Genomic DNA, 26,175 nt, shown 5'->3' on the forward strand with positions numbered 1-26,175 from the left:
TGCTACCGCCGGGTAGGCGATGTCTCCTGACCGAACTTACAACCCCGCCGAATCGGCGCTGCCGCGACGTACGAGATCCTCCGACGCAGTGGTGATCTCGGCGTCGAGTTCTGCTGTTCGCCGGCGCAGAAATCGGTCGAGGGCTGCGGTGGCACGGGGGATCGGCTTGCGCGATTCGACGGCAGCAGACACCGTCGGCAGTTCGGGCAGCGGACCACCGTGCCACACGCCGAGGGCGGAGGCGAGCACCGGCAGAATCTGCTGTGCGGCAAGCTCGTAGCCGGCCGCCGAGGGATGGAAGCGGTCCGCCGAGAACATGGTGTCGGGGGCCGCCAGGAACTCGGGAGCCAGCAGATCGGCCAGGGCCACCGGATGCCCGCCCGCGCTGAGCGTGCGGGCCGTCTGGGCGTGTGCGAGGCGGCGACCCCAATTGCGGACGACGGTACGCAGCGGCTGCGGAATGGCCGTCACGACACCGAGATCGGGGCACGTACCCACGGCGACGACGCAGCCCTTGGCGGTGAGCCGCTCCACCGCGTCGCCCAGTCGGGCCGCCGAAGCCGGAATGGAGAACTTCTTGGTGACGTCGTTGGCGCCGATGAAGATGACCGCGGCGTCGGGAGGGGGACCTGCGACGAACATGGCGTCGACCTGGCCTTCGAGTCCCTTGGATGTGGCACCGGCAATTGCCTTGGTGCTCAAGCGAATTCGTTGGCCTGTTTCCTCCGCCAATCCTCTGGCCAGCAGAACGCCGGGAACCTCGTCGGCGACGGTGCAGCCGACGCCTGCCGCGGTGGAGTCGCCGAAGATCATCAGATGAATATCTGCTGAACTTCCCAATCGCCACCGTTCCGGGGCCACGCAGCCCGCTGTGTAGACGCCGTCCGCCTCCGGTGGTTTGGCCGTGGTGCGCCCGATGACGCCACGCGCCGCAGCGGCCTGCGCCATCAGATGTCGGTACGCGGCCCAGGACGCCGTCCCTGCTCCCGAGCCTGCCAGCACTGTCGCGGCGCTCGCTTTCGCAGCGGTACGCCATCCGCTCGCCGTCACAGATCGATCCCTCTCCTCATGCCTTCCTCACCATCGTATGCGGGTGTCGACGGCCGTGACCGAGAGTCGAATACCTGCATCTGGGAAGATGGAGCAATGCGCATCGCACAGCACATCACCGAACTCATCGGCAACACCCCGTTGGTGAAGTTGTCCACCGTCATCGGCGACGGCGCCGGCACTGTCGCGGCCAAGATCGAATACCTCAACCCGGGTGGTTCGTCCAAGGACCGCATCGCCGTCAAGATGATCGACGCAGCCGAGGCGTCCGGCGAACTGAAGCCCGGCGGCACCATCGTCGAACCTACGTCCGGCAACACCGGCGTCGGTCTCGCACTGGTCGCGCAGCAGCGTGGCTACAAGTGTGTGTTCGTGTGCCCCGACAAGGTCGGTGAGGACAAGCGCAACGTGCTGCGCGCGTACGGAGCCGAGGTCGTCGTCTGCCCCACGGCCGTCGCGCCCGAGGACCCCAACAGCTACTACAGCGTCTCGGATCGACTCGTTCGCGAGATCGAGGGAGCCTGGAAGCCCAACCAGTACTCGAACCCGGCGGGCCCGGCCAGCCACTACGAGACCACCGGTCCCGAGATCTGGGCCGACACCGACGGCAAGATCACCCACTTCGTCGCAGGCGTCGGTACCGGCGGCACCATCTCCGGCACAGGCAAGTACCTCAAGGAGGTCTCCGGCGGCAAGGTCAAGGTCATCGGCGTCGACCCCGAGGGCTCGGTGTACTCCGGAGGTACGGGCCGCCCGTACCTCGTCGAGGGCGTCGGCGAGGACTTCTGGCCGACCGCCTACGACCCGTCCATCCCGGACGAGATCATCGCGGTCTCCGATGCCGATTCGTTCGACATGACCCGTCGCCTCGCACGGGAGGAGGGCCTGCTGGTCGGCGGCTCGTGCGGCATGGCTGCCGTTGCTGCTATCCAGGTCGCCGAGCGTGAAGGTCCCGACGCGCTGGTCGTCGTGCTGCTGCCCGACGGCGGACGCGGCTACCTGGCCAAGATCTTCAACGATTCCTGGATGTCCTCGTACGGATTCCTGCGTTCACGCCTGGACGGCACCACCGAGGAGACCTCCGTCGGTGCAGTGCTGCGCGGCAAGTCCGGCGCGCTCCCGGACCTGGTGCACACCCACCCGTCGGAAACCGTGCGTGACGCCATCGAGATCCTGCGCGAGTACGGCGTCTCGCAGATGCCCGTGGTCGGTGCCGAGCCGCCCGTCATGGCAGGCGAGGTTGCCGGCAGCGTCACCGAGCGCGATCTGCTGAGCGCCGTGTTCGAGGGACGGGCCGCGTTGGCCGACCCCGTCGCCAAGCACATGAGCGCGCCGTTCCCGCTGATCGGTGCCGGAGAGACTGTCTCCGACGCCACCAAGGCACTCGGCGAATCCGATGCGCTGATGGTCGTAGAGGAAGGCAAGCCCGTCGGCGTCATCACCCGCCACGATCTGCTCGGATTTCTCAGCAAGGGCGCATAGCGGCAGTGGTGCGGTCGAGCGCCCCAGGAGGCACTCGACCGCACCACTGCGCGTCAGCGCACCGCGCTGGTGCCGGTGAGCGCCTGTCCGATCACGAGCTGATGGACCTCGGACGTGCCCTCGTAGGTGAGGACCGATTCGAGGTTGTTGGCGTGTCGTAGCACGGGGTATTCCAGCGTGATTCCGTTGGCGGCCAGGATCGTTCGGCATTCACGAGCAATCTTGATCGCTTCGCGCACGTTGTTGAGCTTGCCGAGCGACACTCGCTCACCCGGTAGCTGACCCTTGTCCTTCAGTCGGCCCAGGTGCAGCGCGAGCAGCTGACCCTTGCCGAGTTCGAGGGCCATGTTGGCGAGCTTGGCCTGGGTGAGTTGGTACCCGGCCAGCGGCTTGTCGAACACCGCGCGAGTCTTGGAGTACTCGATCGCCGACTCGATGCAATCCCGCGCCGCGCCCATGGCACCGAAGACGATGCCGAAGCGGGCCTCGTTCAGGCAACTCAACGGGCCGCTCAGGCCGCGGGCTTCGGGCAGCATCGCGTCGGCAGGAAGCCGGACGTCGTCGAACACCAACTCGCCGGTGATCGACGCGCGGAGCGAGAGCTTCTTCTTGACCGTGTTGGCGGTGAATCCGGGGGTGTCCGTGGGGACGACGAAACCCCTGACCTTGTCGTCGGTCTGGGCCCACACGACGGCGACGTCGGCGACCGGCCCGTTGGTGATCCACATCTTGCTGCCGTTGAGGATCCAGTCGTCACCGTCCCGCTTGGCGCGGGTGAGCATGCCTCCTGGGTTCGATCCGAAGTCGGCCTCGGTGAGCCCGAAGCAGCCGATCAGCGATCCCTCGGCCATGCCCGGTAGCCACTGCTGCTTCTGCTCCTCGGAGCCGTACTTCCAGATGGCGAACATCGCCAGAGAGCCCTGCACCGAGACCAGCGATCGAATGCCGGAGTCGATCGCCTCGAGCTCGAGGCAGGCCAGGCCGTACGCCGTCGCGGAGGTTCCGGCGCAGCCGTAGCCCTCGAGATGCATGCCCAGCAACCCGAGCGAGCCCAGTTCCTTGGCCAGTTCACGGGCCGGCACAGTGCCTTCGTCGAACCAGTCGGCGATGTGTGGACGGATGCGCTCGTTGCCGAACTTGCGGACGGTGTCTCGGATCTGACGCTCTTCGTCGTCGAGGAGTGAATCGATCGCGAACAGTTCGTCGACGCTCTGGGAGTTGGCCACGGTGCCTCTTTCCGCTGGGGGTTGTCTTCGCAGGTTACCCACGACCCCGCCGGGCGACGCAGGCCGATTAGGGTGGAGGGCATGAGTGAGCAGCGCAGCAAGGCAGACAACACCTCCTGGCAGGGCTTTTCCACGAAGGCGGTGCACGCCGGCTACGAGCCGGATCCGCTGACCGGCGCGGTGAACGTGCCGATCTACGCCAGCTCCACCTTCGCTCAGGACGGCGTCGGCGGTATGCGCAGCGGTTTCGAGTACGCGCGCACCGGCAACCCGACGCGTCGGCCGCTCGAAGCCAACCTGGCGGCCATCGAGTCCGGCACCTACGGGCGCGCGTTCTCCTCGGGCATGGCGGCGACGGACTGCCTGCTCCGCTCGGCGCTTCGCCCCGGTGACCACCTCGTCATCCCCAACGACGCCTACGGCGGCACGTACCGATTGATCGACAAGGTCTTCACCCAGTGGGGCATCGAGTACTCGGTGGCTGCGGTGTCGGATGTCGACGAGGTCCGCGCGGCGATGCGCCCGAACACCAAGCTGGTCTGGGTCGAGACGCCCACCAACCCGTTGCTCAACGTCGGTGACATCGAGGCGCTCTCGGGCGTCGCGCACGAGGGCGGGGCCAAGCTGGTCGTCGACAACACGTTCGCGTCCCCGTACCTGCAGCAGCCCCTGAGTCTCGGTGCCGACGTGGTGCTGCACTCGACCACCAAGTACATCGGCGGACACTCCGATGTCGTCGGCGGCGCTCTGGTGACCGACAGCGAAGAGCTCGATACGGCGTTCGCGTTCCTGCAGAACGGCGCCGGCGGTGTTCCGGGACCGTTCGACGCGTTCCTGACCTTGCGCGGCATCAAGACTCTCGCGCTGCGGATGGAGCGACACAGCGACAACGCCGAGAAGATCGTGGAATTCCTCGAGGGGCATCCGGCCATTTCGCAGGTCATCTATCCCGGACTCGAATCGCACCCGTCTCATGCGGTCGCGGCGAAGCAGATGCGACGGTTCGGTGGCATGGTCTCGGTGCGTCTGGCCGGCGGCAAGCAGGCTGCACTCGACTTCTGCGCGAAGACCGAGATCTTCACCCTGGCGGAGTCCCTGGGCGGCGTCGAATCGTTGATCGAACATCCCGGCGCGATGACCCACGCCTCGACGGCCGGTTCGTTGCTCGAGGTACCCGACGATCTCGTGCGGCTGTCGGTCGGCATCGAGGACGGTGCCGACCTGGTCGGCGACGTCGAGCAAGCATTGGCATGATCGTCGCACTGATCGACTCGGGCCTGGGGATGCTCCCTACGGCTGCGCGGCTTCGCCAGGTGCGTCCCGAGCTCGATCTGGTGCTGATGATGGATCCCGACAACGCTCCCTGGGGACCCAAACCGGATCGGTGGGTTATCGACCGGGTGGTCGCCACCGCCGAGCACGCCGTCGATCTCGGTGCCGAGGTGGTCGTGCTTCCGTGCAACACCGCCAGCGTGACGGCGCTGAGCCACGTTCGGGCCGCGCTCGGTGACACGATCCCGGTGGTGGGTACCGTCCCGGCGATCAAACCCGCTGCGGCGCAGAGTGATCGGATTGCGATCTGGGCAACGGCAGCAACGACGGCCAGTGCCTATCAAGCGCGGTTGATCGAGGAGTTCGCCTCGCATCGGACGGTGACGAGCGTGGCCTGCCACGGTCTGGCGGATTCGATCGACCGCGGAGACGAGCGGGGGATCAGCGCTGCGATCGCCGCCGCCGTGGCTGCCACTCCCGACGACGTCCAGTCGGTCGTGCTGGGGTGCACGCACTACCCGCTGGTGCGGGGCGAGATCGTTGCGCAGCTGCCCACCGAGGTGACGATGTTCGACAGCGCCGAGGCCGTGGCCAATCAGACCGTCCGACGCGTCGACGAGGTCGGCTCGAGCGGTTCGGGTACCGGCCGCGTCTCGGTGTGGCTCAGCGGAATCGAGGGCGGGTTGCCTGCGAGCGCGCAGCGGTATCCCGAAGGAAAGCTGCTACTCGACGACCTGCGAGCAGAGCAGCACTGACCCGTCGGGGAATGCAGGACGCTCCCGAGCGTTGTCTTTCACTGAGCTAACGGTCACTGCGGTGAAGGGAAACACATGGTCGGCGTCGAAGTGCGCGGTAGTGCCGGAAGGACTGCGGCGAGGATGCCGCATCGATACGCCTTCTGGGTGGTGGGCGTTGCCTTCATCGTGCTGATGGCGTCGTCGGCAGCACCGTCTCCGCTGTATCCGGTGTACCAGCAGTCGTGGGGATTCAGCGCGATCACACTCACGCTCATCTTCGCCGTCTACGCGGTGGCGCTCCTGGCGACGCTGCTCACCGTCGGCAGCCTGTCGGACCACATCGGTCGTAAGCCGATTCTGATTGCGTCGCTGCTGATGCTCGTGGTGAGCCTGGTGCTGTTCATCGTCTCCGACAGCGTGCCGCTCCTCATCGCCGCTCGCGTGGTGCAGGGAATTGCTGCAGGCGCGGCCACGGGTGCGATGAGTGCGGCCATCATCGATCTCCAGCCCGACGTGTCCACCGGGCCGCTGCTCAACAGCGTGGCACCTTCGTTCGGACTGGCGGCCGGGGCGCTCGGTGCCGGGTTGCTGGTGCAGTTGGCTCCGGCACCGGAGATCCTCGTGTTCGTTCTGTTGATCGGCGCGGCGCTCGTCCTCGCGGTGGCGCTGCTGTTCGTCCCCGAGACATCGGCGTTGCGCGGCTTCGATTCCCGACGCCACCTCGCGTCGACCCTGCTGCCGAGAATGTCGATCCCGAAGTCGGTGCGGGCACCGTTCCTTCTCATCGCTCCCGCCCTGTTCGCCACGTGGTCTCTCGGTGGTTTCCACCTCTCGCTCGGTCCGTCCATCATCGGCACTGTCTTCGGTGTCGACAACCACATCGTGGGCGGATTGGAGATCTTCGCACTGTTCGGTTCCGGTTCGATAGCAGCTGCCGTGGTGCGCAACGGATTTCCTCGCAGGGTAATGATGATCGGCGCGTCCGTGCTTGCGATCGGTGTGGCGCTGACCTTGGTATCGGTCGAGATCGGCTCGATCGGGCTGTACTTCGTCGGGGCTGTCATCGCCGGGTCGGGTTGGGGAGCAACTTTTCTCGGCGCGATGCGCACGCTCGGTGCGCTGGTTCCCGCAGCGGAGCGAGGCGGGGTGTTCGCCACGACGTTCGTCATCAGCTACCTCGCCTTCAGCGTGCCCGCCGTGGTCGCCGGTCTGTCGGTGCATCGGCTGGGGTTGAGCACGACGGTGGAGGTGTACGGCGCGTTCGTCATCGCGATGGCGTTGTTCTCGGTTCTCGGATTCTCGCTGGCGCAGCGCCGAGATCGGTAGTGCGCCAGAGTCTGTGGTTCTTCCTCTGCCGAGGGTGAGCGAGTACTCCTACCCGATCGGGTAGTTCGGTCGGGTCGTTGGCAGGGTTCCCGCCTCGAGGTGTTCCCAACGCGGTGTGCGGCGGTGGAGTGTGGTCATCAGTGAGACGCCGATCACAGCAGAAGGCGTCTTGTCACTCACACTCACCGAGGAGACACCGATGGTTATCGAGCTCAATCAGATCTGGGAATTCCCCATCAAGGAGTTTCATCCGCTGCCGCGCGCCAAGCTGGGAGTCGGTGCCCACGACATGATCGGTGTCGAGGCCAAGGAACTCGGGTTCAAGCGCTCGCTGCTCGTCACGACCGGTCTGCGCGGTTCCGGAATCATCGAGGAACTGATCGGCAAGATCGAGTACCAGGGCGTCGAGGTGGTCCTCTACGACAAGGTCGAGTCCAATCCCAAGGACTACAACGTCATGGACGGTGCCGCGCTGTACCAGAAGGAGAAGTGCGACAGCGTGATCTCCGTCGGTGGTGGTTCGAGCCACGACGCGGCCAAGGGCATTCGCGTCGTCGTCGCGCACGACGGACGCAACATCAACGAGTTCGAGGGATTCTCCAAGTCCACCAACAAGCAGAATCCACCGCACATCGCCGTATCGACCACTGCAGGAACGGGTTCGGAGACGTCCTGGGCCTACGTCATCACCGACACCTCGGACATGGAGAAGCCGCACAAGTGGCTGGCGTTCGACGAAGCGTCGACACCGACTCTGGCACTGGATGATCCGCTGCTCTACTACACCTGCCCGCAGCAGTGGACCGCGTTCTGCGGCTTCGACGTTCTCGCCCACGGTGCCGAGCCGTACGTCTCGCGTCTCGATTTCGCGCCGTCGCTCGGCAACGCCATCTATTCGATCGGCCTGGTGTCCAAGCACCTTCGTGAAGCGGTGTACGACCCGGGCAACCTGAAGGCTCGCGAGGGCATGATGAACGCCCAGTACATCGCCACGCAGGCGTTCAACTCCGGCGGACTCGGTGTCATCCACTCGATCTCGCACGCGATCAGCGCGTTCTACGACAGCGCTCACGGCCTCAACAACGCCATCGCGCTGCCGCGCGTGTGGGAGTACAACCTGCCCTCGCGCTACGAGCGTTACGCCGAGATCGCCGTGGCCATGGGCGTCGATACCAAGAACATGACCACCGTGCAGGCGGCCGATGCTGCCGTCGAAGCCGCCATCAGGCTCGCCAAGGACGTCGGAATTCCCGACAACTTCGGCTCCATCCGTTCGGCGACGTACGACAAGAACCGGATGAACACCGGCAAGTACGCGGGCAAGGGCGACGTGATCAAGGGCGACGAGAAGTCGGTGCTGAAGATCTCCGAGCACATCCAGGAGGACTGGTGCACCCCGGGCAACCCCCGTGAGGTGACCGTGGAGTCGATGATCCCCGTCGTCTCGCACGCGATCAACGAGTCGTACTGATGCTGCGCAGTGGTGCGGTTATGTGCCCCGGGCGGCGCATAACCGCACCACTGCGGCTCCGCCGCACCACGAAGGGAAACACATGACCTCGCTGTCGACAGTGCGTAGCGACGACACCGGCACCGTTCGATTCACCGACGCCGCCGATCTGCAGCGCGCGCTCGGCGAGCAGGACTACATCGCCGACGACGACCTCGCCACCGTGGTACATCTGGCGACAGCGCTCGATCGCCCACTGTTGCTCGAAGGCCCTGCGGGCGTGGGCAAGACCGAGTTGGCCAAGTCTCTCGCTGCGGCGAGCGGACGGAAGCTGGTTCGGTTGCAGTGCTACGAGGGCCTCGACGACAACCGAGCCCTCTACGAGTGGGACTACGCCAAGCAATTGCTGCATGTGCAGATGCTGCGCGAACACATCGGCGCGCTCACCCAGCACGTCACCGATATCGACGACGCATCGAAGCTGCTCGCCGCCAAGGACTTCGGCCTGTACTCCGAGCCCTTCCTCGCCGTACGCCCTCTGCTCGAATCGGTGCTCTCTGAGGAGCCGGTGGTGCTGCTGGTCGACGAGGTGGATCGCACCGAGGAGTCGATGGAGGCACTGTTGCTCGAAGTGCTCGCCGAGAAGCAGGTGACGATCCCCGAGGTCGGCACCTTCACGGCGCGCAGCGATCCGTGGGTGATATTGACCTCCAACGACACTCGTGAGCTGTCCTCGGCGCTCAAGCGACGCTGCCTGCACTTCCATCTCGATTACCCGACGGCTGCGCGGGAGCGCGAGATCGTCACCGCTCGTGCGCCCGAGGTGCCCGCGCACATCGTGGCCGAGATCGTCGATTTGGCAACCGAACTGCGCGAACTACCGCTGCGCAAGAGCCCGTCGATCTCGGAAGTGATCGACGCGGCTCGTATCGCGTCGGTTCTCGGACACTCCGAGGACACCCGCAAGTATCTGCTCGCCGCGCTGGTCAAGTACTCCTCGGACATGAAGATCGCCTTGGCCGGGCCGGTCGCCGAAACAACCTCTGCCGCAACGTCACTGGGAACTATCGTCAACACGACCGCGACGGCCTTTCGCGGACACGGTGGACGCGACAAGGGCGGCATCGGAATACGACGATGACCGGGCACGAATCGTTCTCGGCATCGGTGGTGCTCGACGTGCTGGCGGCTGGCTTCGGCCGGACGCTGCGGCGCTTCGGAGTAGCGGCGTCGCCGGCCGAGGTGATCGAGGTACGACGCGTCCTCGGTCTCCTCGGGGGCCGGGACCTGACGATTCTGCGTGCGGCCCTGCGCGCGACGTGCGCCAAGTACGACCACGAACAGCACGGATTCGATCTCGCGTTCGAGTCGATGTTCGAGGCCGCCATCGACAGTGCCGTGGACGAGCATCGATCGCCGTTGGGTGCGCAGGTCGCCGGCGGACTTCCGACGGACCTCGAGGTGGGAGCGGACCAGGAGGCCGCCATGTACGCCGAGTACAACGAACGGGCCGTGGAGATCGGGGATCTGCTCGACGCGCCCGAAGCCGACAAGGGCTTCAACCCGCACAAGGACGACGACGACATCAGCCTTTCGTCCGAGGATCATGATCTGTCGATCGACACCGACGGCGACATGGGCCGTCGCGGGGTCACCTACACCGTCGACCTGGAGCGGTCCGGATCGACGGCGGCAGGGGAGTTGGCGTCGAGTACCAGCGGAGCGGTTGCGGGACAGCTGAACTGGGAAGATCCGGCGAGCGTGCTGGCGTGGTTCGACGCCTACGATCCGCGGAGCGTCTACGGCGACGGCGGTGATTCGGGTCCACTGAGTGCCGCGATGCTGGATCGGATCACCGATGCCGTCGAGGCTTTCGTCGCGGCGTTGGGTGAGCTGACCGGAACCATGCCCTCACCGATACCGATCGACGGTGCGGCGCAGGTGATCGGCAGGCACGCCGAGATCGAGCGCGCGAGTCACGAACTGCTGCGGCACATGCGCGGCACCCCGCGCCCGCGGCCGCGCGAGCACTCGCGCGGGCCGCTGGACATGAGGCGCACCGTCCGGTCGAGTCTGCGAACCGACGGGATTCCGTTTCGCTTGGTGACGAAGACACCGGTACCGGACAAGGTCCGACTCCTCGTGCTCGCCGACGTTTCGCTGTCGGTTCGGCCGATCACGGCGTTCACCCTGCGCCTGGCGCAGGCCATGCATGCGCGCGCGCACCGATGCACGGTGATGGGGTTCGTCGATGCGCCGGTGGACGTGACTACCACCTTGCTCGCCAGTACGGGGGACGGCGCGCTGGCGGCGGTGCTCGCGGATGCGCGTCTGGACCTCGAAGCCAGTAGCGACTACGGCAGCATGTTCGGCGCTCTGTTGGACTCGCATGCCGACGTGCTGAACAAGCGCACCGCGGTGATCATCGTCGGCGACGGCCGGTGCAACGGCCGCCCGTCGGGACTCGATGCGCTGGAAAGGATTCGGTCCATGGTGCACCGCGTCGCGTGGATCACCCCCGAGGCGCGCCGCTACTGGGCTCAGGCTGCGTGTTCGATGGAGGACTACGAGCAGGTCTGCGACCGGGTCGTCGTGGCGAGGGACGGGGACCAGCTGACGGCGCAGGCGGCCGAACTGGGGCATGCGCTGTCCTAGCCAGCGTCCGACCCTGGCCGTCGGGGTTCGGGTACCTACCCGATCGGGTAGGTGGGAACCTGGTCCGGTGCTGGTGGGATTCGACGGGCCCCCCTCGTAGGGTTGTAACCTGAATCACATGCCCGGATGTCTCGGGCCGATGGACAGCGAGGGTGTGAACGGTGGACCAGGCAGCTACTGCGAACGTAGGCAAGGCGCTGCACGACCTCGATGATCGACGCAGCCGCCCGGAGGCACCGCGCGTGCTCAAGTTCCATGCCCCGGAGATCGTGTTCGGTCAGGATTCGTTGGGTGAAGTGGCGCACGCGACGCTTCGGCTGGGCGGAGTGCGTCCGCTCGTGGTCACCGATGCCGGTCTGATCGACAGCGGGTGGGCGGGTCAGCTGATCGATCTGCTCACCGCACAGGGCCTGTTTCCCCAGGTGTGGAGCGAGCTGACGCCCAATCCCAAGGATGTCGAGATCGAAGCCGGATATGCGGTCTACACCGAGTCGGTCTGCGATGTGCTGGTGGCCATCGGCGGGGGATCGGTGATGGATGCGGCCAAAGGCATTGCGATCCTGGCCGGTAACGGCGGCAGAATCCTCGACTACGAAGGTGTCGATCAGGCCACGCGCCCGATTCCACCCTTGGTCATGGTGCCGACGACGTCCGGTACGGGTGCCGACGTGTCCCAGTTCTGCATCGTCACCGATACGGCGCGCTCGACGAAGATCACCATTCTCGGCAGAGCTCTGGTCCCCGATATCACCGTGATCGACCCGCGGCTGCTCACCACGATGCCCGAATGGCTCAACGCAGCAACGGGTTTGGATGCCCTGACTCACGGTATCGAGGCCTTCGTCTCGCTCGGACACAACCAACTCACCGATCACCATGCGCTACGGGCCATCACCATGGTGATGTCGCAGCTGGCACGCACCATCGACGAACCCGCCGACATGGTTGCGCGCGGATCGATGGCCCAGGCGAGTCTCGAAGCCGGCCTGGCTTTCACCAACGCGATCCTCGGTGCAACGCATGCCATGAGCCATCAGGTGGGTGGACTGCTCGACCTGCCGCACGGTGTGATCAACGGCGTACTGCTGCCTCATGTCATCCGCTTCAATGCAGCCGAGGATCCGCTGCCGTACGTGGCCATCGCGACGAGCCTCGGACTTCCCGAGGGCAGAGCCCGGCCGGAGGAGGCCGCGATGGCCGTGGCAGACCGCGTCGACCGCCTCGCGCGACAGGTCGGTGTCCCGTCCGGCCTCGCACAGATCGGAGTCAGTGAGTCGGATCTCGATGTGTTGGCCACCAACGCTCTGCACGATGCCTGCATGTCCACCAATCCGCGCTCGGCGACGCACCTCGAGATGGTCGAACTGTTCCGGAGTGCGCTGTGACTTCGGGACCCGATGTGACGTCGGGCCCCGATCTGTCGCTGCTGACGGGACTGCGCTCGGGCAAGAACACGTTCTATCCCCAGTATCGCGGCGCGGCCGAACGGCTCGAACGCGTCGTCTATGCGCTGGAGCTGATTTCGCGGGCTCTGGTGCGGACGGTCGACGGCCCCGAGACGCTGGTGTGCGCGGTCGCGGAAGCCGCTCGTGCCCATCTGAGCGCGCAGTGGGTCGTGTTCGCGCTCGCCGACGGTGCGCTCCCGGATGCCGGTCCCCGGCGGCTGGTGCTCGGACCGGACGCGACGCCGTTCCTGGTCGACAACGTCGAGGGTCCGCCGCTGCCGGACGACGTCATCGACTGCCTCGAGTCGATTCGAACGGATACGTGCGGTGACGGGCAGAGTCCGGTCATCTCGGCCCATCACGCATTCGTGCCGATCGCGTTCGACGGTGGCGTCGTCGGCGCGTTCGCGGCGTGGACCGGCGACCGCCGGGTGCTCGACGCAACCGACGCGGCCGTGTTGAGCATTCTGGCGAGTCAAACGGCTGTGGCACTGCAGAATTCGGCTCTGTTCCAGAGCCGGCGACAATTGCTCGAACGCACCGAGAACGCGTATGCCCAGGCCCACCGCACAGCAGCGGATCTGGCTGCCCGCAACGCCGAACTCGAAGTGACTCAGCGGCAGTTGGGTGCCGCGCACAGACATCAGGTGCTCGACGACGAACGGCATCGCATCGCCCGCGAACTACACGACAGCGTGACGCAGGCGGTGTTGTCGGCCGGTATGCAGATCGAGGTGTGCCGCAGCGACATTCCGGCCGAGGAGCGCGGAGAACGGCTCGATCTGGCCAAGGAGTTGACGCGTCGAGCCGTCGAACAATTGCGGTCTGCGATCTATGCGCTCAACCATCCGCAGGATGCCGATCGAACGTCTCTGCCCGAGATGCTCGAGCAGCTCTCGGTGGTGCACATGCCCGACGAGTTGCAGGTGTCGTTGCGAGTGGAGGGAACTCCGGTCGAGCTGAGCAGCGAATGCGAGCACGCCCTGCTGCGCATCGCCGGTGAGGCGCTGTTCAACACCGCGGTGCATGCCCACGCGTCGCGGGCAATTCTGAGACTGACCTACTCGCCCGATCAGGTGCAGTTGTCCATCGCCGACGACGGGGACGGCGATCCGGCCCATCTGCGGATGATGCTGCACCTGTCCGAGTCCACCGACGTCGACGGTCGGCATCGAGGATTGGCGAACATGGCGGCCCGTACCCGCGAGCACGGTGGCGTCTTCGAGATCAGGCGTGCCCGTACCGGAGGAGTGCGAGTGACCGTGCGAATCCCCCTCGGGAGCGATCCCCTCGGCAGTACATCGGAGAAGGGCGACACCCTGTGAGCGTACCGACGATCCGCGACGGCCAAGGGCATGTGGCTGCACCCACGGTGCGCATCGTGCTGGTCGACGATCACGCGATCCTGCGCGAAGGGCTACGGTCGGTGCTCGAACGCGAGGCGGATCTGACGATCGTGGGGGAGGCGTCGACGCGGGAGGAGGGACTGGCCGTCGTCGCGCGGGTGGAGCCCGACATCGTGCTGATGGATCTCAAGCTGTCGGCCAGTTCGGATTACGAGGGTCTTGCCTTGTGTGCGCAATTGGCGAAGGCGCACAACGGAATCGGACTGTTGGTGCTCACGACCTTCCTCGACGACCGGCTCGTGGTGGAGGCGGTGCATGCGGGAGCGCGGGGATACGTGGTCAAGGACGTCGACACCACCGAGCTGGTACGCGCGATCCGCGCGGTCTCGCGCGGCGAGAGCGCCTTCGACTCGCGGAGCGCCTCGGCCGTCGTTCGCTCTCTCAACGGCACACCGAGCAGCATCGAGCGCCTGACCGAGCGTGAGCTCGAGGTCCTGAGGCTGCTCGCGACGGGCCTGTCCAACAACATGATCGGAACGCGACTGTTCATCTCGGCGACGACGGTCAAATTCCACGTCAGCAACATCATGCGCAAGCTCGCGGTGTCCAGACGAGCCGAGGCCGTGTACGCGGCGAGTAAGCAAGGCTTGATCTGACTGCAGAGCCTTCGGGCGCAGAGTGCAAAGTAGACGGCGCTCGGTGTCCTGTCGAGAGCGTCTGGGCGGTGCAGGCTTCGGATAACACATACCAGTGATATCCATGCCGAGGAGCACCCCATGACGACTGTTCAAGAAGGCACACGCCAAGACGACGCTCCCGCAGACCGCCCCGCGGAGCTCACCGTTCTCGGAGCCTGCGGCCAGGACTGTCCGGATTCGTGCTCGATGGTGGTCACCGTCGCGGACGGTGTGGCGACCAGCGTCAGCGGTAGCAAGACCAACCCGTACACCAACGGTGGATTGTGCGTGAAGGTGGACAACTACCTGGACAAGGTCTACAGCCCCGATCGAGTCCTGTACCCGCTCAAGCGATCCGGACCCAAAGGCTCCGGTCGCTTCGAGCGAATTTCGTGGGACGAGGCCGTTGCGACCATCGCGGAGAAGTTCACCGACATCGCCGAGGAATTCGGCCCGGAAGCGATCATGCCGTGCAACTACCTCGGCACCCAGGGGATCACGCAGGGGCTCAACGTCGGCGACGCATTCTTCAACCGTCTCGGGGCAACGGTTGCCGAGCGCACCTACTGCGATGCAGGGTCGTGCACTGCGTACGCGATGACGGTCGGCGATACGGCGGGAGTCGACCCGGAAAGCTTCGTCCATTCGAAGTTCATTCTGATCTGGGCGTCGAACATCATGAGCACCAACCTGCACCTGTGGCCGTATGTGGCCGAGGCCAAGAAGCGCGGGGCCAAGGTCGTCGTGATCGACCCGGTCAAAACCAGGACCGCGAAGGCTGCGAGTTGGTACATCCCGATCCGGCCGGGCACCGACGGCGCGCTCGCGCTGGCGATGATGCACGTCATCATCGACGAGGGGTTGACGGACGCGGACTACATCGAGCGTCACACCATCGGTTTCGACGAGCTGGCCGAGCGGGTGAAGCAGTACACCCCGCAGTGGGCATCGGAGGAGACGGGCATCCCCGTCGAGGACATCTACACCCTGGCGCGGGAATACGCGCAGAGTCAGCCGGCCGTGATTCGCATCGGTGTCGCGATCGAACGGAGCGCCGGTGGCGGGCAGAGCGTCCGAGCCATTTCCTGCCTGCCGTCGTTGGTGGGTGCCTGGCGCAAGCCAGGAGGCGGAATCCTGCAGCTACCCCTGTGGGCTTTCCCGGTGAACTGGCCCGAGTTCCTGCAGACGGATCTGCAAACGCCAGGCACGCGGGTGATCAATCTGTATCAACTCGGCGAAGCGCTGACCGGCGGGCTGAATCTGGACACGCCCCTCAAGGCCCTGATGGTCTACAACTCGAATCCGGTGGTGGTGTGCCCGGATCAGAAACGGATGATCGACGGGCTCAGCCGCGAGGATCTGTTCACCGTCGTCAGTGACCATTTCATCACCGACACAGCCGATTACGCTGACATCATCCTGCCGGCGACCACACAGCTCGAGCAGGACGACATCAACTTCTCGTGGGGGCACCTGTTCGTCACCTACAACAATCGGTCGATCGAGCCGATGGGAGAAGCGGTCCCCAACACCGAGCTCTTCCGGCGACTGGCCAAGGCCATGGGGTTCACCGAGCCGGTGTTCTCCCGTACCGACGAGGAACTCATAGCCCTCTCGTACGACTGGAATGCGCCTGCCATGGAGGGCATCTCGATCGACTCGCTCAAACAGCTCGGGTGGCAGCGGCTCAATCTTCCCGGTCCCGACGAGTACGCACCCCACGCCGAGGGCAATTTCCGGACGCCGTCCGGCAAGACCGAGTTCCTGTCCTCGGCAGCGGCGGGCGGCAACTTCGTTCTGCCCCTCTTCCGGCAGGGATCGAACGATCACCAGCCGGGCCAACCGGTGGATCCGCTTCCGCACTACATTGCGCCGCGCGAATCGTCTCGCACCAACCCCGAACTGGCGCAGAAGTATCCGCTCAACCTGCTGACGCCCAAGTCGCACGCCTACTTGAATTCGAGCTTTGGAAATCTCGACATGCATCGCAAGGTGCAGAAGGAGCCGACCCTGCTGATCAACCCAGCCGACGCCGAGCGGCGGGGTGTCGCCTCCGGTGATGTGGTTCGAGTGTTCAACGACCGCGGTGAGTTCACCGTCCTGGCCAAGCTGGACAAGTCCGTCATGGAGGGCGTGACGGTGTGCGCGATGGGCGCGTGGCGCAAGAACATGCTCTCGCTCTCGACCCCGGCCTCGCTCAACCCCACGGCATTCGCGGACCTCGGGAATGCCCCGACGTTCTCGGACACTCTGGTCGACGTGCGACCACTCGACGCCTGACAACACCTTCCCTACTACGAGAACGAGGATTTCGAGATGGCCTACGTCGTCACCGAACCGTGCATCGACCTGCTGGACAAGGCATGCACCGAGGAGTGCCCCGTCGACTGCATCTACGAGGGTGCTCGGATGATGTACATCAATCCCGACGAGTGCGTCGACTGCGGCAAATGCATGCCCGCGTGCCCCAACGACGCGATCTTCTGGGAACACAAGATCCCGGACGAGCAGAAGCGGTTCGTCGACATCGCAGTGGAGTTCTGCGAGGATGCCGATGCGTCGGGTGGCGCGGAGGATCTCGGTCCGGTCGGACACGACCACCCGGCGATCGACGAAGCGGCGAAGAAGTGAGTGACGCAACCGATTTCGAGTGTGACCTGATCATCGTCGGCGCGGGCCCGGCCGGCCTCTACGGTGCGTACTACGCGGGCTTTCGTGGGCTGACGGTCACCGTCGTCGACGCCTTACCGCATCCCGGTGGTCAGCTGGCCGCGCTGTACCCGGAGAAGAAGATCTTCGACGTCGCCGGCTTTCCGGCAATCAAGGCGCAGCATCTGGTCGACGCCTTGGTGGAGCAGGCAGAGCAGGCGAAACCGACGTATCTGATGGGACACGTCGCGACCGAGCTCGAAGAATCCGAGGAGGCCGTCCGGATCACGACGGACAAGGGTGTCACCGTCGTCGGGAAGGCGGTTCTGGTGGCAGCGGGGATCGGCAAATTCACGCCGAGACCGCTGCCGGCGGGTTCGGAGTTCCACGATCGTGGGCTTCGCTACTTCGTGCCGAGACTGAACGAGTTGGCCGGCGAACACGTGATGATCGTCGGGGGCGGTGATTCGGCGGTGGACTGGGCTCTGAGTTTGGAGCCGATCGCGAAGTCGGTGGTACTGGTGCACCGCCGCAACGAGTTTCGGGCTCATGCTCACAGCTTGGGACTGTTGGAGCGGTCGAGTGTCGATGTACTCACCCCGTACGAGGTCGAGGAGATCGCTGGCTCGGACGCCGTCGAATCGGTGACGATCGTCGACGGAGCCGGAACCGAACGCCGTCGACTTGCAGTGTCGAGTGTCGTTGCCGCACTGGGCTTCAAAGCGGCATTGGGTCCCATCGGGACGTGGGGTCTGGACAAGCACCAGCGCGATATCGCCGTCGACCGGACGATGCGGACCAATCGTCGGCGAGTATTCGCGGTGGGTGATGTTGCCGGACACCAGGACAAGGTCAAGCTGATCGCGGTCGGATTCGCCGAGGCCGCCACGGCGGTCAACCACATCGCACCACTCGTCGACGGTTCGGCACCGATCGTGCCGGGCCATTCGAGCGACTCGATCCACTGACTCGAGTCGATCGTCGCGTCAGTACCTCGGTTCTCGGTCGGTCGGCCGTGTCGAGCGCGTCACCGCACGCGGGTCGTCCGACCGGGCACAGACGCTGGCGCGGTACTGCCGCGGACTCATGCCGTACTGCTCACGAAAGGCGCGGCTGAAGACGGCGAGGTCCGCGAAGCCCCATCTCCGACTGATCTGCCCGAGCGACTTGTCCAGCGTGATGCTGCCGACGATCTCGCGGCGGCAGCGCTCGAGCCGTTTGGTTCTGATGGTGCGGGCCACCGTCGTGCCGCTCGAGGCGAACACACGATGCAACTGTCGCGTCGAGACCAACATCGCCGACGCCACCGAGGTGGGTGAGAGCTCGGTATCTGCGAGGTGGTCCTCGATGTACCGCTGCGCTGACCGAACCAGAGCTGCGCTGGGCGAGTCGACGGTCGAGTTCGTGGTGGTGTTGCGGGCGATCACGCTGACGAGATCGCCGACCTCGTCCGCTATCGCCTGCGCTCCGGTGATGTCCAGTGACGAGCGCGTCGAACTCAGATCGTGAAGAAACCGGCCCAGTAGCCCACTGAATCCGGCGGATCCGTCGAATGCCATCGCCGTCATGTCGCTGGACTCACGGGCGTCGAGCCGAAGCATGTGACGGGGCCAGGTGAAGACCTCCAGTTCCCATTGATCGTCGTCGGGGTGGCCGTCGATGATCCAGTCGAACGGGCGTGAGGTGTCGTAGATCGCGAAGTCGCCCCGCGTCAGAGTGCATTCGCGGCCGTCCTGCACGACGATGGCCGAGCCGCGTCTGATCATTCCGATCTGGACGTACTCGATGCGATCCCGATCGATCAACGAGTCGGTACGCGCGATGTGCTGCGTGGTGGATCTGACACTCGAAACCTGAAGGTGTGCAAGCGACATCGACCGGACGGCCCCGGTGAATCGGCTGTCGGCCACGTCCGCGACGTCCAGTGCGACGAAATGCTCGCTGAGCATGTCGCACCAGTCACTGCGGCTGGTCGTCCGAGTCGGGATCGAGAATCCGGATCTGGACAGCATGGGAACCCCTTTTCGTCGAAGCCCACCGTCGTCGGTCCTGGTGACCGTGTCGTCACTGCGATGCAGGAGCTTTGTTCGAGGTTAGCGCGCAATGTTTCCGGTTGATTCGCTGTTCGTAACATTGCCGGAAAGTCCGATCCGGACGGCGTGGCGAGGTCTCTGCAGGTCAACTAACGGTCGCTGGCGGTCAAATGCACTGCACCCCTTTGGACCAAGCTGGAACCGAATTCGACGAAAGGGGTGCACCATGGGCGACGTCGACACAGTCGTGCAGCTGGACGGGAACGACAGTGAATCCTGCGCAAGCGGGGTGCGAGTCGCAGTCACCTCCGACGCGTTGTCGGTCGAGGCGGCGACCGCCTGGGCCACCATGCCCCAGTGCGGGGCCGTTGTCACCTTCACCGGGGTTGTGCGCGAGTATTCGAGGGACTCCGCAGGTCGACGGACCGACGGGGTCGTGTCGATCGACTATCAGTCCTTCGAGTCGGTCGCGCGCGGACGCCTGTTCGAGATTGCCGAGACGGCGCAACAGCGTTGGCCCGACATCGGCCGTATCGCCCTGCTGCACCGGACCGGATCCGTCGCGGTGGGTGAAGCGAGTGTCCTGGTCTGTGTGTCCGCGGGTCATCGCGTCGCCGCGTTTCTGGCGGCTCAGTTCTGCATCGACATCGTCAAGGCGTCCGTTCCGGTGTGGAAGCTCGAACAGCGGGACGCCGCGCAATCCTGGGTGGAGACCGGTGTGCAGATCGAGAGTGTCGAGCAGGCGGCCTCGCAGTGGTCGCCGCTCACCTGCGGTGCCGCCTCGTGAGGGATGTCGTGACCGACGCGAGAGACGTTCGGGGCCGGCCACTTCGGGACCTGCGTATTTCCGTCACCGACCGGTGCAACTTCCGGTGCGTCTATTGCATGCCGCGGTCCGAATTCGGTCCCGACCACGAATTCTTGAAGACCGCGAAACTGCTGTCGTTCGAGGAGATCGACAGAGTCGCCCGAGCTGCTGCCGACATCGGTATTCGCAAGGTGCGCCTGACCGGTGGAGAACCGCTGCTGCGAACCGGAATTGTCTCCCTCGTCGAGCGACTGAGCGCCATCGACGGTATCGATCTGGCGATGACCACCAACGGTTCTCTGCTCGGCGCACATGCTGCGAAGTTGGTCGACGCGGGGTTGGGGCGGGTGACCGTCAGCCTCGATTCGACGGATCCGGCAACGTTTGCTCGCATGAGTGACACTCGGGTGCCCGTGCAGACGGTACTCGACGGTATCGACGCGGCGGTGGACGCGGGCATGTCTCCGGTGAAGGTCAATGTCGTGGTGCGTCGCGGGGTGAACGAGGATTCGATTCTGACTCTGGCGGAGCGGTTCAAGGGCACCGGCGTCGTGGTGCGCTTCATCGAGTACATGGACGTCGGTGCTACGAATCGGTGGGAGTTGTCCCAGGTCATGGACGTGCAAGCGATCGTGGAGACGATCGGCCGCGTCCACCCGCTGGTGCGGGTCGAGGCGGTGTACGACGGTGAGGTGGCGACTCGATATCGATACCTCGACGGCAGTGGAGAGATCGGCGTGATCGGGTCGGTGTCCGAGCCGTTCTGCGGAACGTGCACGCGCGCGAGGCTGTCTGCCGACGGCAAGGTGTACACCTGTCTGTTCTCGTCGACCGGAACGGACCTGCGCGCGTTGCTGCGCTCGGGGGCGTCGCAGGACGAACTCGTATCCCGCCTCGCGACGTTGTGGATGCGACGGGACGATCGATACTCGGAGCTTCGAGCGGAAACGAAGGAGGATCCGGTGCGAGATCGGATCGAAATGTCCTACATCGGTGGATGATCGAAGGGGGCTGATCGTATGGCCGAGTTGGTGATGTTCGCTGCGGCACGACAGATTGCCGGGGAGGCGTCGAACAGCATGTCGGGATCGACCGTCAGAGAGGTGCTCGATACTGCGGTCGAACGATACGGTGCGTCGTTCGCGGAGGTATTGGCGGTGTCGCGCATCTGGATCAATGGACGATCGCTGGCACGCGACGAGGATTCGCCGTGCTCCGATAGGGACGAGATCGCGGTCCTGCCTCCGATCTCCGGCGGATGATGTCGACGACAGTGGACAGCGTCCAGGTCCATCTCCGAACGGTGGACCAACACCGCTGCGCGATAAGAAAACTGGGAGTATCGGCGTCGGTGCGTTCGGTGCCGATCGGCAATGCGGTAGGGGCAACGCTCGCCGAGGATGTCGTTGCCGACCACGCACTGCCGGCCTTCGACAATTCGGCGGTCGACGGATTCGCCGTTCGCGCTGCCGATGTCATCGGTCCGGAACATCTGCCCGTACGTCTGCTCGTCTCCGCGCGCAGTGTCGCAGGTGGACAACCGGCACCGCTGCACCTTCATCCGGGTGAGTCGGTACAGGTCATGACCGGTGCCGCAGTTCCGTGCGGCGCAGACATGGTGATTCCGGTCGAGGGAACCAGCGGGTTCGTCGAGACATTCGGTATCGAGGAGGTGACGATCCACTCGGTCGGCTCGAAGAGCAACATCCGCAGTCGTGCCTCGGGTTTCGAGGTCGGCGACGTCGCCGTCCGGGCAGGCACATCGGTCACGCCGGCACAGGTCGGTGTTCTGGCGGCGCTCGGTCGCACCCATGTGCTGATCGAGTCGGCTCCGATCGTGGCGGTGCTGTCGACAGGATCCGAGGTTCGGCCGGTCGGGACCGAACTCGCACGCGGCGAGTGTTACGACGCGAACTCGGCGATGATCGTCGCGGATCTGCTTCGGTGCGGTGCCGACGTTCACCTCGAACCGGCCGTCGCCGACGACGTCGATGAGTGTCGGGCGGCACTGGCCCGATGCGCGGCGGTTGCCGACCTCGTCGTCACGACCGGTGGGATCAGCGCGGGCACCGAGGAGGTGATCCGGCTTGCGCTTGCAGACCAGGACGTCGAATTCGTCTCGGTTGCAGTCAAACCGGGCAAACCGCAGGGATGCGGAAAGGTCGAGGGAACTCCGATCGTCTGTCTGCCCGGAAACCCTGTCAGCGCGTTGATCTCGTACGAACTGTTCGTCCGGCCGATCATCGTTGCGGCACTGCGAAACCCGCAAGCCGAGCGAACGATCAGAACGGTCAGGGTAGCGGGGGAGGCCGTTTCTGCCTCACCGGTACCCCGGGTCATGCTGGGCATCGTCGACGGTGAAGGGGCCAGAATCATCCGATCGCATTCTGTCGGTGCGCTCGCCGACGCCAACTGTGTGATCGTGATCCCGCCCTCCGACGGCGACCTCGGGCCGTCCGGTGAGTACCCCGCGTGGATGCTCGACTCTCTCGCCTCGTCGCGGCGAGGCACGTGCATCTGAAGATCCGAGAAATTCTCTCGGCGCACCACTCGTCGATGTGAGGAGAGTGCACGCATTTCGTAACGCAAACGCCTCGGATGGCTTACGCCAAGGGCCTACCGTTGGTGCACTCGAACCTATCGCGGAGTGCATCATGACGTCATTTTGGACAACCCGGGGACTCGGCCATGCCGATCAGATGAGCTACTGGGCCGACGTCCTGTGTCAGGCATTCACCCCACTGGCACCGTGGCGATCCCGCGATCACGTCGAACGCAGTTCGTCCCGGTCCGGACTGCCCGGGTGGGTGCGCTCTGCGGCTGTCGGAGGTGGCAATGCCGCGGAGATCGCCTCCTGCACCCAGCGAATCGACCACGGAAAGCGCGAAGTCGCCCGCGCGGACGAGGACGTCGTCTTCGTCAACCTCCAACTGGATGGGCACTGTACGACCACCCAGGACGGGCGGCAGTGCACCGTCTCCCGAGGCGGATTCGCCGTCGTCGATTCGACCCGCCCGTACCGCCTCGAGTTCGTCGAACCGGGCAACGACGAACTGTGGCGGGTCCTGTCGTTCCGGCTGCCACGGCCATTGCTGGCAGACGTCGTCGCACCGTCGGCGGGGACCACTGCTCGGCGCTTTTCGAGCTCGTCGGGCTCGGCTCGCTTGCTCGGCTCACTGATGGTCGAGACCTGGCGGAGCGATTCCTCACTGCACCCCACCGAGCGGCAGATGATCGGTGCCGCCCATGTCGATCTGCTCCGCGCGGTGCTGGGAGCAACGGCCGAGCGGGACACCGCGTGCTCGTTGCAGACCGACGAAGCACTCCGGGTGTCCGCGGTTCGGTTCATCGACTCCCGGCTTCCCTTCGGCCGAGTTCCCGCCACCGAGGCAGCCCGCCACGTAGGGGTATCGGTTCGCACTCTCCATGCACTGTTCGAGAGGGCAGGAACGACTTTCGGTGCCGTGGTACGTGAGCATCGAGTCGAGGCGTGTCGTCGTGAGCTTGCCGATTCGCGCGACGATCGGTCGATCGGAACGATCGCAGCGGCGTGGGGATTCTCGGATTCGGCGCACCTGGCCAAGTCGTTTCGATCGCACTTCGGATGCAGTCCGGTCGAATACCGAGCGTCGATGAAGACCAGGGAACTGCCGCAGCTGGTGCAGCGGTAGCGAAACGCTCTGTCCGAGTGTGCAGAACGGTACCGATCACGGCGCAGTCCGGTACAAGACCAGGACGACTCACCCGATGAAACTGGTGTGCAGGGCAGCGTCGCCCGATTCCGTTCTTCACCCCACCAGGACAGACATCGAGGAGTCCCACATGACCCTGAGTTTCGAGCTCAGCCCCGAGCAGATGGCCGTGCGCATGCAGGCGCGGCAAGTGGCAGACGAGATCCTGAGCGAAGTAGCAGCCGCTATTTCGCCCTTGCCCCGGCCGGAGGATCGCTTCTACGCATTGCAGCCGGTCTACAAGCAGCTGGCCGGGCTCGGATTCGTCAAGGGACTGGTTCCCGATCAATACGGCGGCGCGTACTTCGACAACCTGACGTTCGCCCTTGCGGCCGAGGAACTCGCTCGGGTCGACATCAACACTCCGACAGCGTTGCTCGGCACCGGATTGGGACTGAATCCGATCATCAATTTCGGCACCGAGGAACAGAAGAATCGCTGGCTCCCGCTGTTCTGCGACGGCGAGCCTCGGCTGGCTGCGATCGCATACACCGAGGTGACCGGTGGGGCCAACTACGACTCGGAGGACCCTACCGTCGGAATTCGGACCTTCGCGCGACGCGAAGGCGACGAGTGGGTCATCAACGGTGCCAAGCACTACACCACCAATGCTTCGGGCTGGGACGGTCAGGGTGCCGACCTGATCAGCGTGGTGTGCCGCACCGATCCTGCGCTCCCGCCGTCGGAGTCGCTCGCGGTCATCGTCGTGGAGAAGGGGACGCCGGGGGTCGAGATCACCGACATGATCGACACCATCGGACACCGCGCCACCAACTCGCCGCGAGTCGAATTCCGCGACGTGCGAGTGCCGGTCGGCAACCTCATCGGTAAGCCGGGCGACGGGTTGGACATCGTCGCCACCGCCTTCTCCTGGACCTGCTCGTCCATCGCCGCCGCGTGCGTGGGCAGGATGAGGGCTGCATTCGACTACTCTCTGCAATTCGCCAAGACCGACCACCGGTCCGGTCCGGTACCCGTCATCGAGTACCAGAACGCGGGATACATGTTGGTGGACATCAAGACTCGGATCGAGGCGGTCCGCTACTTCGCATGGAAGGCTGCCGATCACTTCGATCGCACCGGTGGACGCGACCGTGAATTGGCCAACGAAGCAAAGATATTCGCGTCCGAGACGGCCGTGCAGGTGGTGTACGACGCCATGCGTCTCGTCGGCGTCGATGCGTACACGAACCTGACCCCGATCGCTGCGATCATGGAAGACGTCCTCTGCTTCCCGGTGTACGACGGCGGAAACATGGGCGTTCGCCGGCGCAACGTCCACAATCTGCTCAAGGCAGACGGATTCGACTCACTCGCCGCGGCAGAGAATCGACTGTCGGTACCCGAGCACGCCTAGGCCGATGGCGCTCGTGGTGTCAGGATTCGATCGATCCTGACACCACGAACGGGCTCGCGCGCCGATTCCGGTTCGTACACACTGGAGAAAGGGCAACGAGGCCAATGGTTCTCGGTCATTTGGTCGGATGATTCCAAAAGTGTGGTGATGCTGACCGATTGTCGGGTCGTCACGGACCGTGAGGTAGTCGGGCACGTGCGGCGTCACGTCTTCGACGCTGCGCTGGACGATATGGCCGCGGGTTTCGAGACGGAGAGATCTACGACATGTACGCATTCGGCTCGCGTACCCGGTGCACCGGGCAGCTGACTTCTTGTTCTGCACGGCAGACGTGGTACTCGTCGGCAAGGATCTTCCACACGTCGACGTTTCCAGGGTCATCGCGCGGCGATTCAACGACCGTTGCGGCGAAGTGTTGGAGAAACCGCACGCCCTACTGACGTCGAGACATCTCCTATGGTCGGGCTCCACAAGGCCAGGGTATCGGCACTGCTCACTGTGGTCGGCACCGCACGACCGCGGCTCAGATCACGACATTCTGAGTTCGAGCTCGGCTGATTTGTGCTGCTCGGGGTGGTGAGCACGAGCAGCCGAGTCTGCGCTTTCGTTACTTGTCGGTGGCCCGGGTTAGTCTTCTTTCAGTTCGAACGCACGTTCTGAAACGTTGCTCACCGGGGGGTGGAAGATGGGTGCACTGCCAGCTGTGTCACTGGAGGCGTTGACCGCGGCCGCGTGTGAGGAGAATCGGCAGGCGGCCCGCAAGATCACCGCCTGTTACGAGGTTCATCGGAGCTGGATCACCCTCGACGCCGAACACAAGCATTACAGCCGCTACGGGCGCACCGAAATGGCCGTCGCGTTGGGGTGCTCGGCGACGGTCGCCGAATCGTATATCTCGGTCGGCGTCGCCCTGCACACCCGACTCCCATTG

At 64.9% G+C, this 26,175-nt stretch carries 24 protein-coding genes; 21 read left to right on the forward strand and 3 right to left on the reverse strand.

Annotated elements, in window-relative coordinates:
• Positions 1 to 36: 36 nt before the first annotated feature.
• Complete coding sequence (locus CH249_RS16995; RefSeq protein WP_045196028.1) at positions 37 to 1,050, reverse strand: SGNH/GDSL hydrolase family protein; 1,014 nt, start codon at positions 1,048 to 1,050, stop codon at positions 37 to 39.
• Positions 1,051 to 1,146: 96 nt separating this feature from the next.
• Between CH249_RS16995 and CH249_RS17000 the strand changes: the two genes are divergently transcribed.
• Positions 1,147 to 2,532: a cystathionine beta-synthase gene (locus CH249_RS17000; protein ID WP_032397585.1), complete on the forward strand. Its 1,386-nt coding sequence runs from the start codon at positions 1,147 to 1,149 to the stop codon at positions 2,530 to 2,532.
• A 53-nt stretch (positions 2,533 to 2,585) separates the two neighbouring features.
• Here the strand turns inward: CH249_RS17000 and CH249_RS17005 are convergent, their stop codons facing one another.
• Complete coding sequence (locus tag CH249_RS17005; protein WP_094645418.1) at positions 2,586 to 3,758, reverse strand: acyl-CoA dehydrogenase family protein; 1,173 nt, start codon at positions 3,756 to 3,758, stop codon at positions 2,586 to 2,588.
• An 81-nt stretch (positions 3,759 to 3,839) separates the two neighbouring features.
• Here CH249_RS17005 and CH249_RS17010 point away from each other — a divergent pair, with 81 nt between their 5' ends.
• The 12 genes from CH249_RS17010 to CH249_RS17065 all read left to right on the forward strand — a co-directional run bounded on the left by CH249_RS17010 (position 3,840) and on the right by CH249_RS17065 (position 18,283).
• Complete coding sequence (locus CH249_RS17010) at positions 3,840 to 5,012, forward strand: cystathionine gamma-synthase (RefSeq protein WP_032397583.1); 1,173 nt, start codon at positions 3,840 to 3,842, stop codon at positions 5,010 to 5,012.
• Entirely contained in the window at positions 5,009 to 5,785 is a 777-nt protein-coding gene (locus CH249_RS17015) for a glutamate racemase (protein ID WP_094681570.1), read from the forward strand. The genes CH249_RS17010 and CH249_RS17015 overlap by 4 nt, the downstream gene beginning before the upstream one ends.
• A gap of 123 nt (positions 5,786 to 5,908) precedes the next feature.
• Positions 5,909 to 7,093, forward strand: coding sequence for an MFS transporter (locus CH249_RS17020; RefSeq protein WP_094632323.1), 1,185 nt, complete (start codon positions 5,909 to 5,911; stop codon positions 7,091 to 7,093).
• A 199-nt stretch (positions 7,094 to 7,292) separates the two neighbouring features.
• On the forward strand, positions 7,293 to 8,564 hold the full coding sequence (mdo, locus tag CH249_RS17025; protein WP_032376592.1) for an NDMA-dependent methanol dehydrogenase: 1,272 nt from the start codon (positions 7,293 to 7,295) through the stop codon (positions 8,562 to 8,564).
• Positions 8,565 to 8,646: 82 nt separating this feature from the next.
• Entirely contained in the window at positions 8,647 to 9,684 is a 1,038-nt protein-coding gene (locus CH249_RS17030; RefSeq protein ID WP_094632325.1) for a MoxR family ATPase, read from the forward strand.
• Positions 9,681 to 11,198, forward strand: coding sequence for a VWA domain-containing protein (locus tag CH249_RS17035; RefSeq protein ID WP_094681571.1), 1,518 nt, complete (start codon positions 9,681 to 9,683; stop codon positions 11,196 to 11,198). Before CH249_RS17030 ends, CH249_RS17035 begins: the two co-directional genes overlap by 4 nt.
• 197 nt (positions 11,199 to 11,395) lie before the next feature.
• Complete coding sequence (locus tag CH249_RS17040; protein ID WP_256981006.1) at positions 11,396 to 12,583, forward strand: iron-containing alcohol dehydrogenase; 1,188 nt, start codon at positions 11,396 to 11,398, stop codon at positions 12,581 to 12,583.
• Entirely contained in the window at positions 12,580 to 13,968 is a 1,389-nt protein-coding gene (locus CH249_RS17045) for a GAF domain-containing sensor histidine kinase (RefSeq protein WP_179273192.1), read from the forward strand. Before CH249_RS17040 ends, CH249_RS17045 begins: the two co-directional genes overlap by 4 nt.
• A complete protein-coding gene (locus CH249_RS17050) occupies positions 13,965 to 14,645 on the forward strand; it encodes a response regulator transcription factor (protein WP_306436631.1) in 681 nt (226 codons plus the stop codon). Before CH249_RS17045 ends, CH249_RS17050 begins: the two co-directional genes overlap by 4 nt.
• A 120-nt stretch (positions 14,646 to 14,765) precedes the next feature.
• The gene (locus CH249_RS17055) at positions 14,766 to 16,946 is read left to right on the forward strand and encodes a molybdopterin-dependent oxidoreductase (protein ID WP_094681572.1); all 2,181 of its coding nucleotides are present in this window, start codon (positions 14,766 to 14,768) and stop codon (positions 16,944 to 16,946) included.
• 36 nt (positions 16,947 to 16,982) lie between these two features.
• On the forward strand, positions 16,983 to 17,297 hold the full coding sequence (gene fdxA, locus CH249_RS28230; RefSeq protein WP_094681573.1) for a ferredoxin: 315 nt from the start codon (positions 16,983 to 16,985) through the stop codon (positions 17,295 to 17,297).
• Complete coding sequence (locus CH249_RS17065) at positions 17,294 to 18,283, forward strand: NAD(P)/FAD-dependent oxidoreductase (protein ID WP_218828393.1); 990 nt, start codon at positions 17,294 to 17,296, stop codon at positions 18,281 to 18,283. Before fdxA ends, CH249_RS17065 begins: the two co-directional genes overlap by 4 nt.
• A gap of 18 nt (positions 18,284 to 18,301) precedes the next feature.
• Here CH249_RS17065 and CH249_RS17070 read toward each other — a convergent pair whose 3' ends face one another.
• The gene (locus CH249_RS17070; protein WP_094681575.1) at positions 18,302 to 19,327 is read right to left on the reverse strand and encodes a helix-turn-helix domain-containing protein; all 1,026 of its coding nucleotides are present in this window, start codon (positions 19,325 to 19,327) and stop codon (positions 18,302 to 18,304) included.
• A 247-nt stretch (positions 19,328 to 19,574) separates the two neighbouring features.
• Between CH249_RS17070 and CH249_RS17075 the strand changes: the two genes are divergently transcribed.
• The 8 genes from CH249_RS17075 to CH249_RS17105 form a co-directional block, all read left to right on the forward strand.
• A complete protein-coding gene (locus tag CH249_RS17075) occupies positions 19,575 to 20,135 on the forward strand; it encodes a molybdenum cofactor biosynthesis protein MoaE (protein WP_179273193.1) in 561 nt (186 codons plus the stop codon).
• Between the two features lie 8 nt (positions 20,136 to 20,143).
• On the forward strand, positions 20,144 to 21,157 hold the full coding sequence (moaA, locus tag CH249_RS17080; RefSeq protein WP_143544529.1) for a GTP 3',8-cyclase MoaA: 1,014 nt from the start codon (positions 20,144 to 20,146) through the stop codon (positions 21,155 to 21,157).
• Between the two features lie 18 nt (positions 21,158 to 21,175).
• Positions 21,176 to 21,418, forward strand: a complete 243-nt coding sequence (locus CH249_RS17085; protein WP_045196011.1) for a MoaD/ThiS family protein — start codon at positions 21,176 to 21,178, stop codon at positions 21,416 to 21,418.
• Complete coding sequence (glp, locus tag CH249_RS17090; RefSeq protein WP_256988358.1) at positions 21,418 to 22,677, forward strand: gephyrin-like molybdotransferase Glp; 1,260 nt, start codon at positions 21,418 to 21,420, stop codon at positions 22,675 to 22,677. Before CH249_RS17085 ends, glp begins: the two co-directional genes overlap by 1 nt.
• A 133-nt stretch (positions 22,678 to 22,810) precedes the next feature.
• Positions 22,811 to 23,827: a helix-turn-helix domain-containing protein gene (locus CH249_RS17095; protein ID WP_094681579.1), complete on the forward strand. Its 1,017-nt coding sequence runs from the start codon at positions 22,811 to 22,813 to the stop codon at positions 23,825 to 23,827.
• A gap of 151 nt (positions 23,828 to 23,978) precedes the next feature.
• Entirely contained in the window at positions 23,979 to 25,244 is a 1,266-nt protein-coding gene (locus CH249_RS17100; protein WP_094632429.1) for an acyl-CoA dehydrogenase family protein, read from the forward strand.
• 292 nt (positions 25,245 to 25,536) lie between these two features.
• On the forward strand, positions 25,537 to 25,824 hold the full coding sequence (locus tag CH249_RS27650; RefSeq protein WP_179273194.1) for a hypothetical protein: 288 nt from the start codon (positions 25,537 to 25,539) through the stop codon (positions 25,822 to 25,824).
• 105 nt (positions 25,825 to 25,929) lie between these two features.
• On the forward strand, positions 25,930 to 26,175 hold a 246-nt coding region (locus CH249_RS17105), incomplete at its 3' end, for a hypothetical protein (protein ID WP_143544531.1).

Origin of the sequence: Rhodococcus sp. 05-2255-3B1, from assembly GCF_002258545.1 — a bacterium.
GTDB lineage: Bacteria > Actinomycetota > Actinomycetes > Mycobacteriales > Mycobacteriaceae > Rhodococcoides.

What these genes read in the sequence shown, in the direction of transcription:
- glp (WP_256988358.1), top strand. Translation starts at nt 21,418, where the DNA reads ATGTCGACGACAGTGGACAGCGTCCAGGTCCATCTCCGAACGGTGGAC.
- CH249_RS17070 (WP_094681575.1), bottom strand. Translation starts at nt 19,327, where the DNA reads ATGCTGTCCAGATCCGGATTCTCGATCCCGACTCGGACGACCAGCCGC.
- CH249_RS17020 (WP_094632323.1), top strand. Translation starts at nt 5,909, where the DNA reads ATGCCGCATCGATACGCCTTCTGGGTGGTGGGCGTTGCCTTCATCGTG.
- CH249_RS17055 (WP_094681572.1), top strand. Translation starts at nt 14,766, where the DNA reads ATGACGACTGTTCAAGAAGGCACACGCCAAGACGACGCTCCCGCAGAC.
- CH249_RS17035 (WP_094681571.1), top strand. Translation starts at nt 9,681, where the DNA reads ATGACCGGGCACGAATCGTTCTCGGCATCGGTGGTGCTCGACGTGCTG.
- fdxA (WP_094681573.1), top strand. Translation starts at nt 16,983, where the DNA reads ATGGCCTACGTCGTCACCGAACCGTGCATCGACCTGCTGGACAAGGCA.
- CH249_RS17075 (WP_179273193.1), top strand. Translation starts at nt 19,575, where the DNA reads ATGGGCGACGTCGACACAGTCGTGCAGCTGGACGGGAACGACAGTGAA.
- CH249_RS17030 (WP_094632325.1), top strand. Translation starts at nt 8,647, where the DNA reads ATGACCTCGCTGTCGACAGTGCGTAGCGACGACACCGGCACCGTTCGA.
- mdo (WP_032376592.1), top strand. Translation starts at nt 7,293, where the DNA reads ATGGTTATCGAGCTCAATCAGATCTGGGAATTCCCCATCAAGGAGTTT.
- CH249_RS17085 (WP_045196011.1), top strand. Translation starts at nt 21,176, where the DNA reads ATGGCCGAGTTGGTGATGTTCGCTGCGGCACGACAGATTGCCGGGGAG.
- CH249_RS17095 (WP_094681579.1), top strand. Translation starts at nt 22,811, where the DNA reads ATGACGTCATTTTGGACAACCCGGGGACTCGGCCATGCCGATCAGATG.
- CH249_RS17000 (WP_032397585.1), top strand. Translation starts at nt 1,147, where the DNA reads ATGCGCATCGCACAGCACATCACCGAACTCATCGGCAACACCCCGTTG.
- CH249_RS17015 (WP_094681570.1), top strand. Translation starts at nt 5,009, where the DNA reads ATGATCGTCGCACTGATCGACTCGGGCCTGGGGATGCTCCCTACGGCT.
- CH249_RS17100 (WP_094632429.1), top strand. Translation starts at nt 23,979, where the DNA reads ATGACCCTGAGTTTCGAGCTCAGCCCCGAGCAGATGGCCGTGCGCATG.
- CH249_RS17010 (WP_032397583.1), top strand. Translation starts at nt 3,840, where the DNA reads ATGAGTGAGCAGCGCAGCAAGGCAGACAACACCTCCTGGCAGGGCTTT.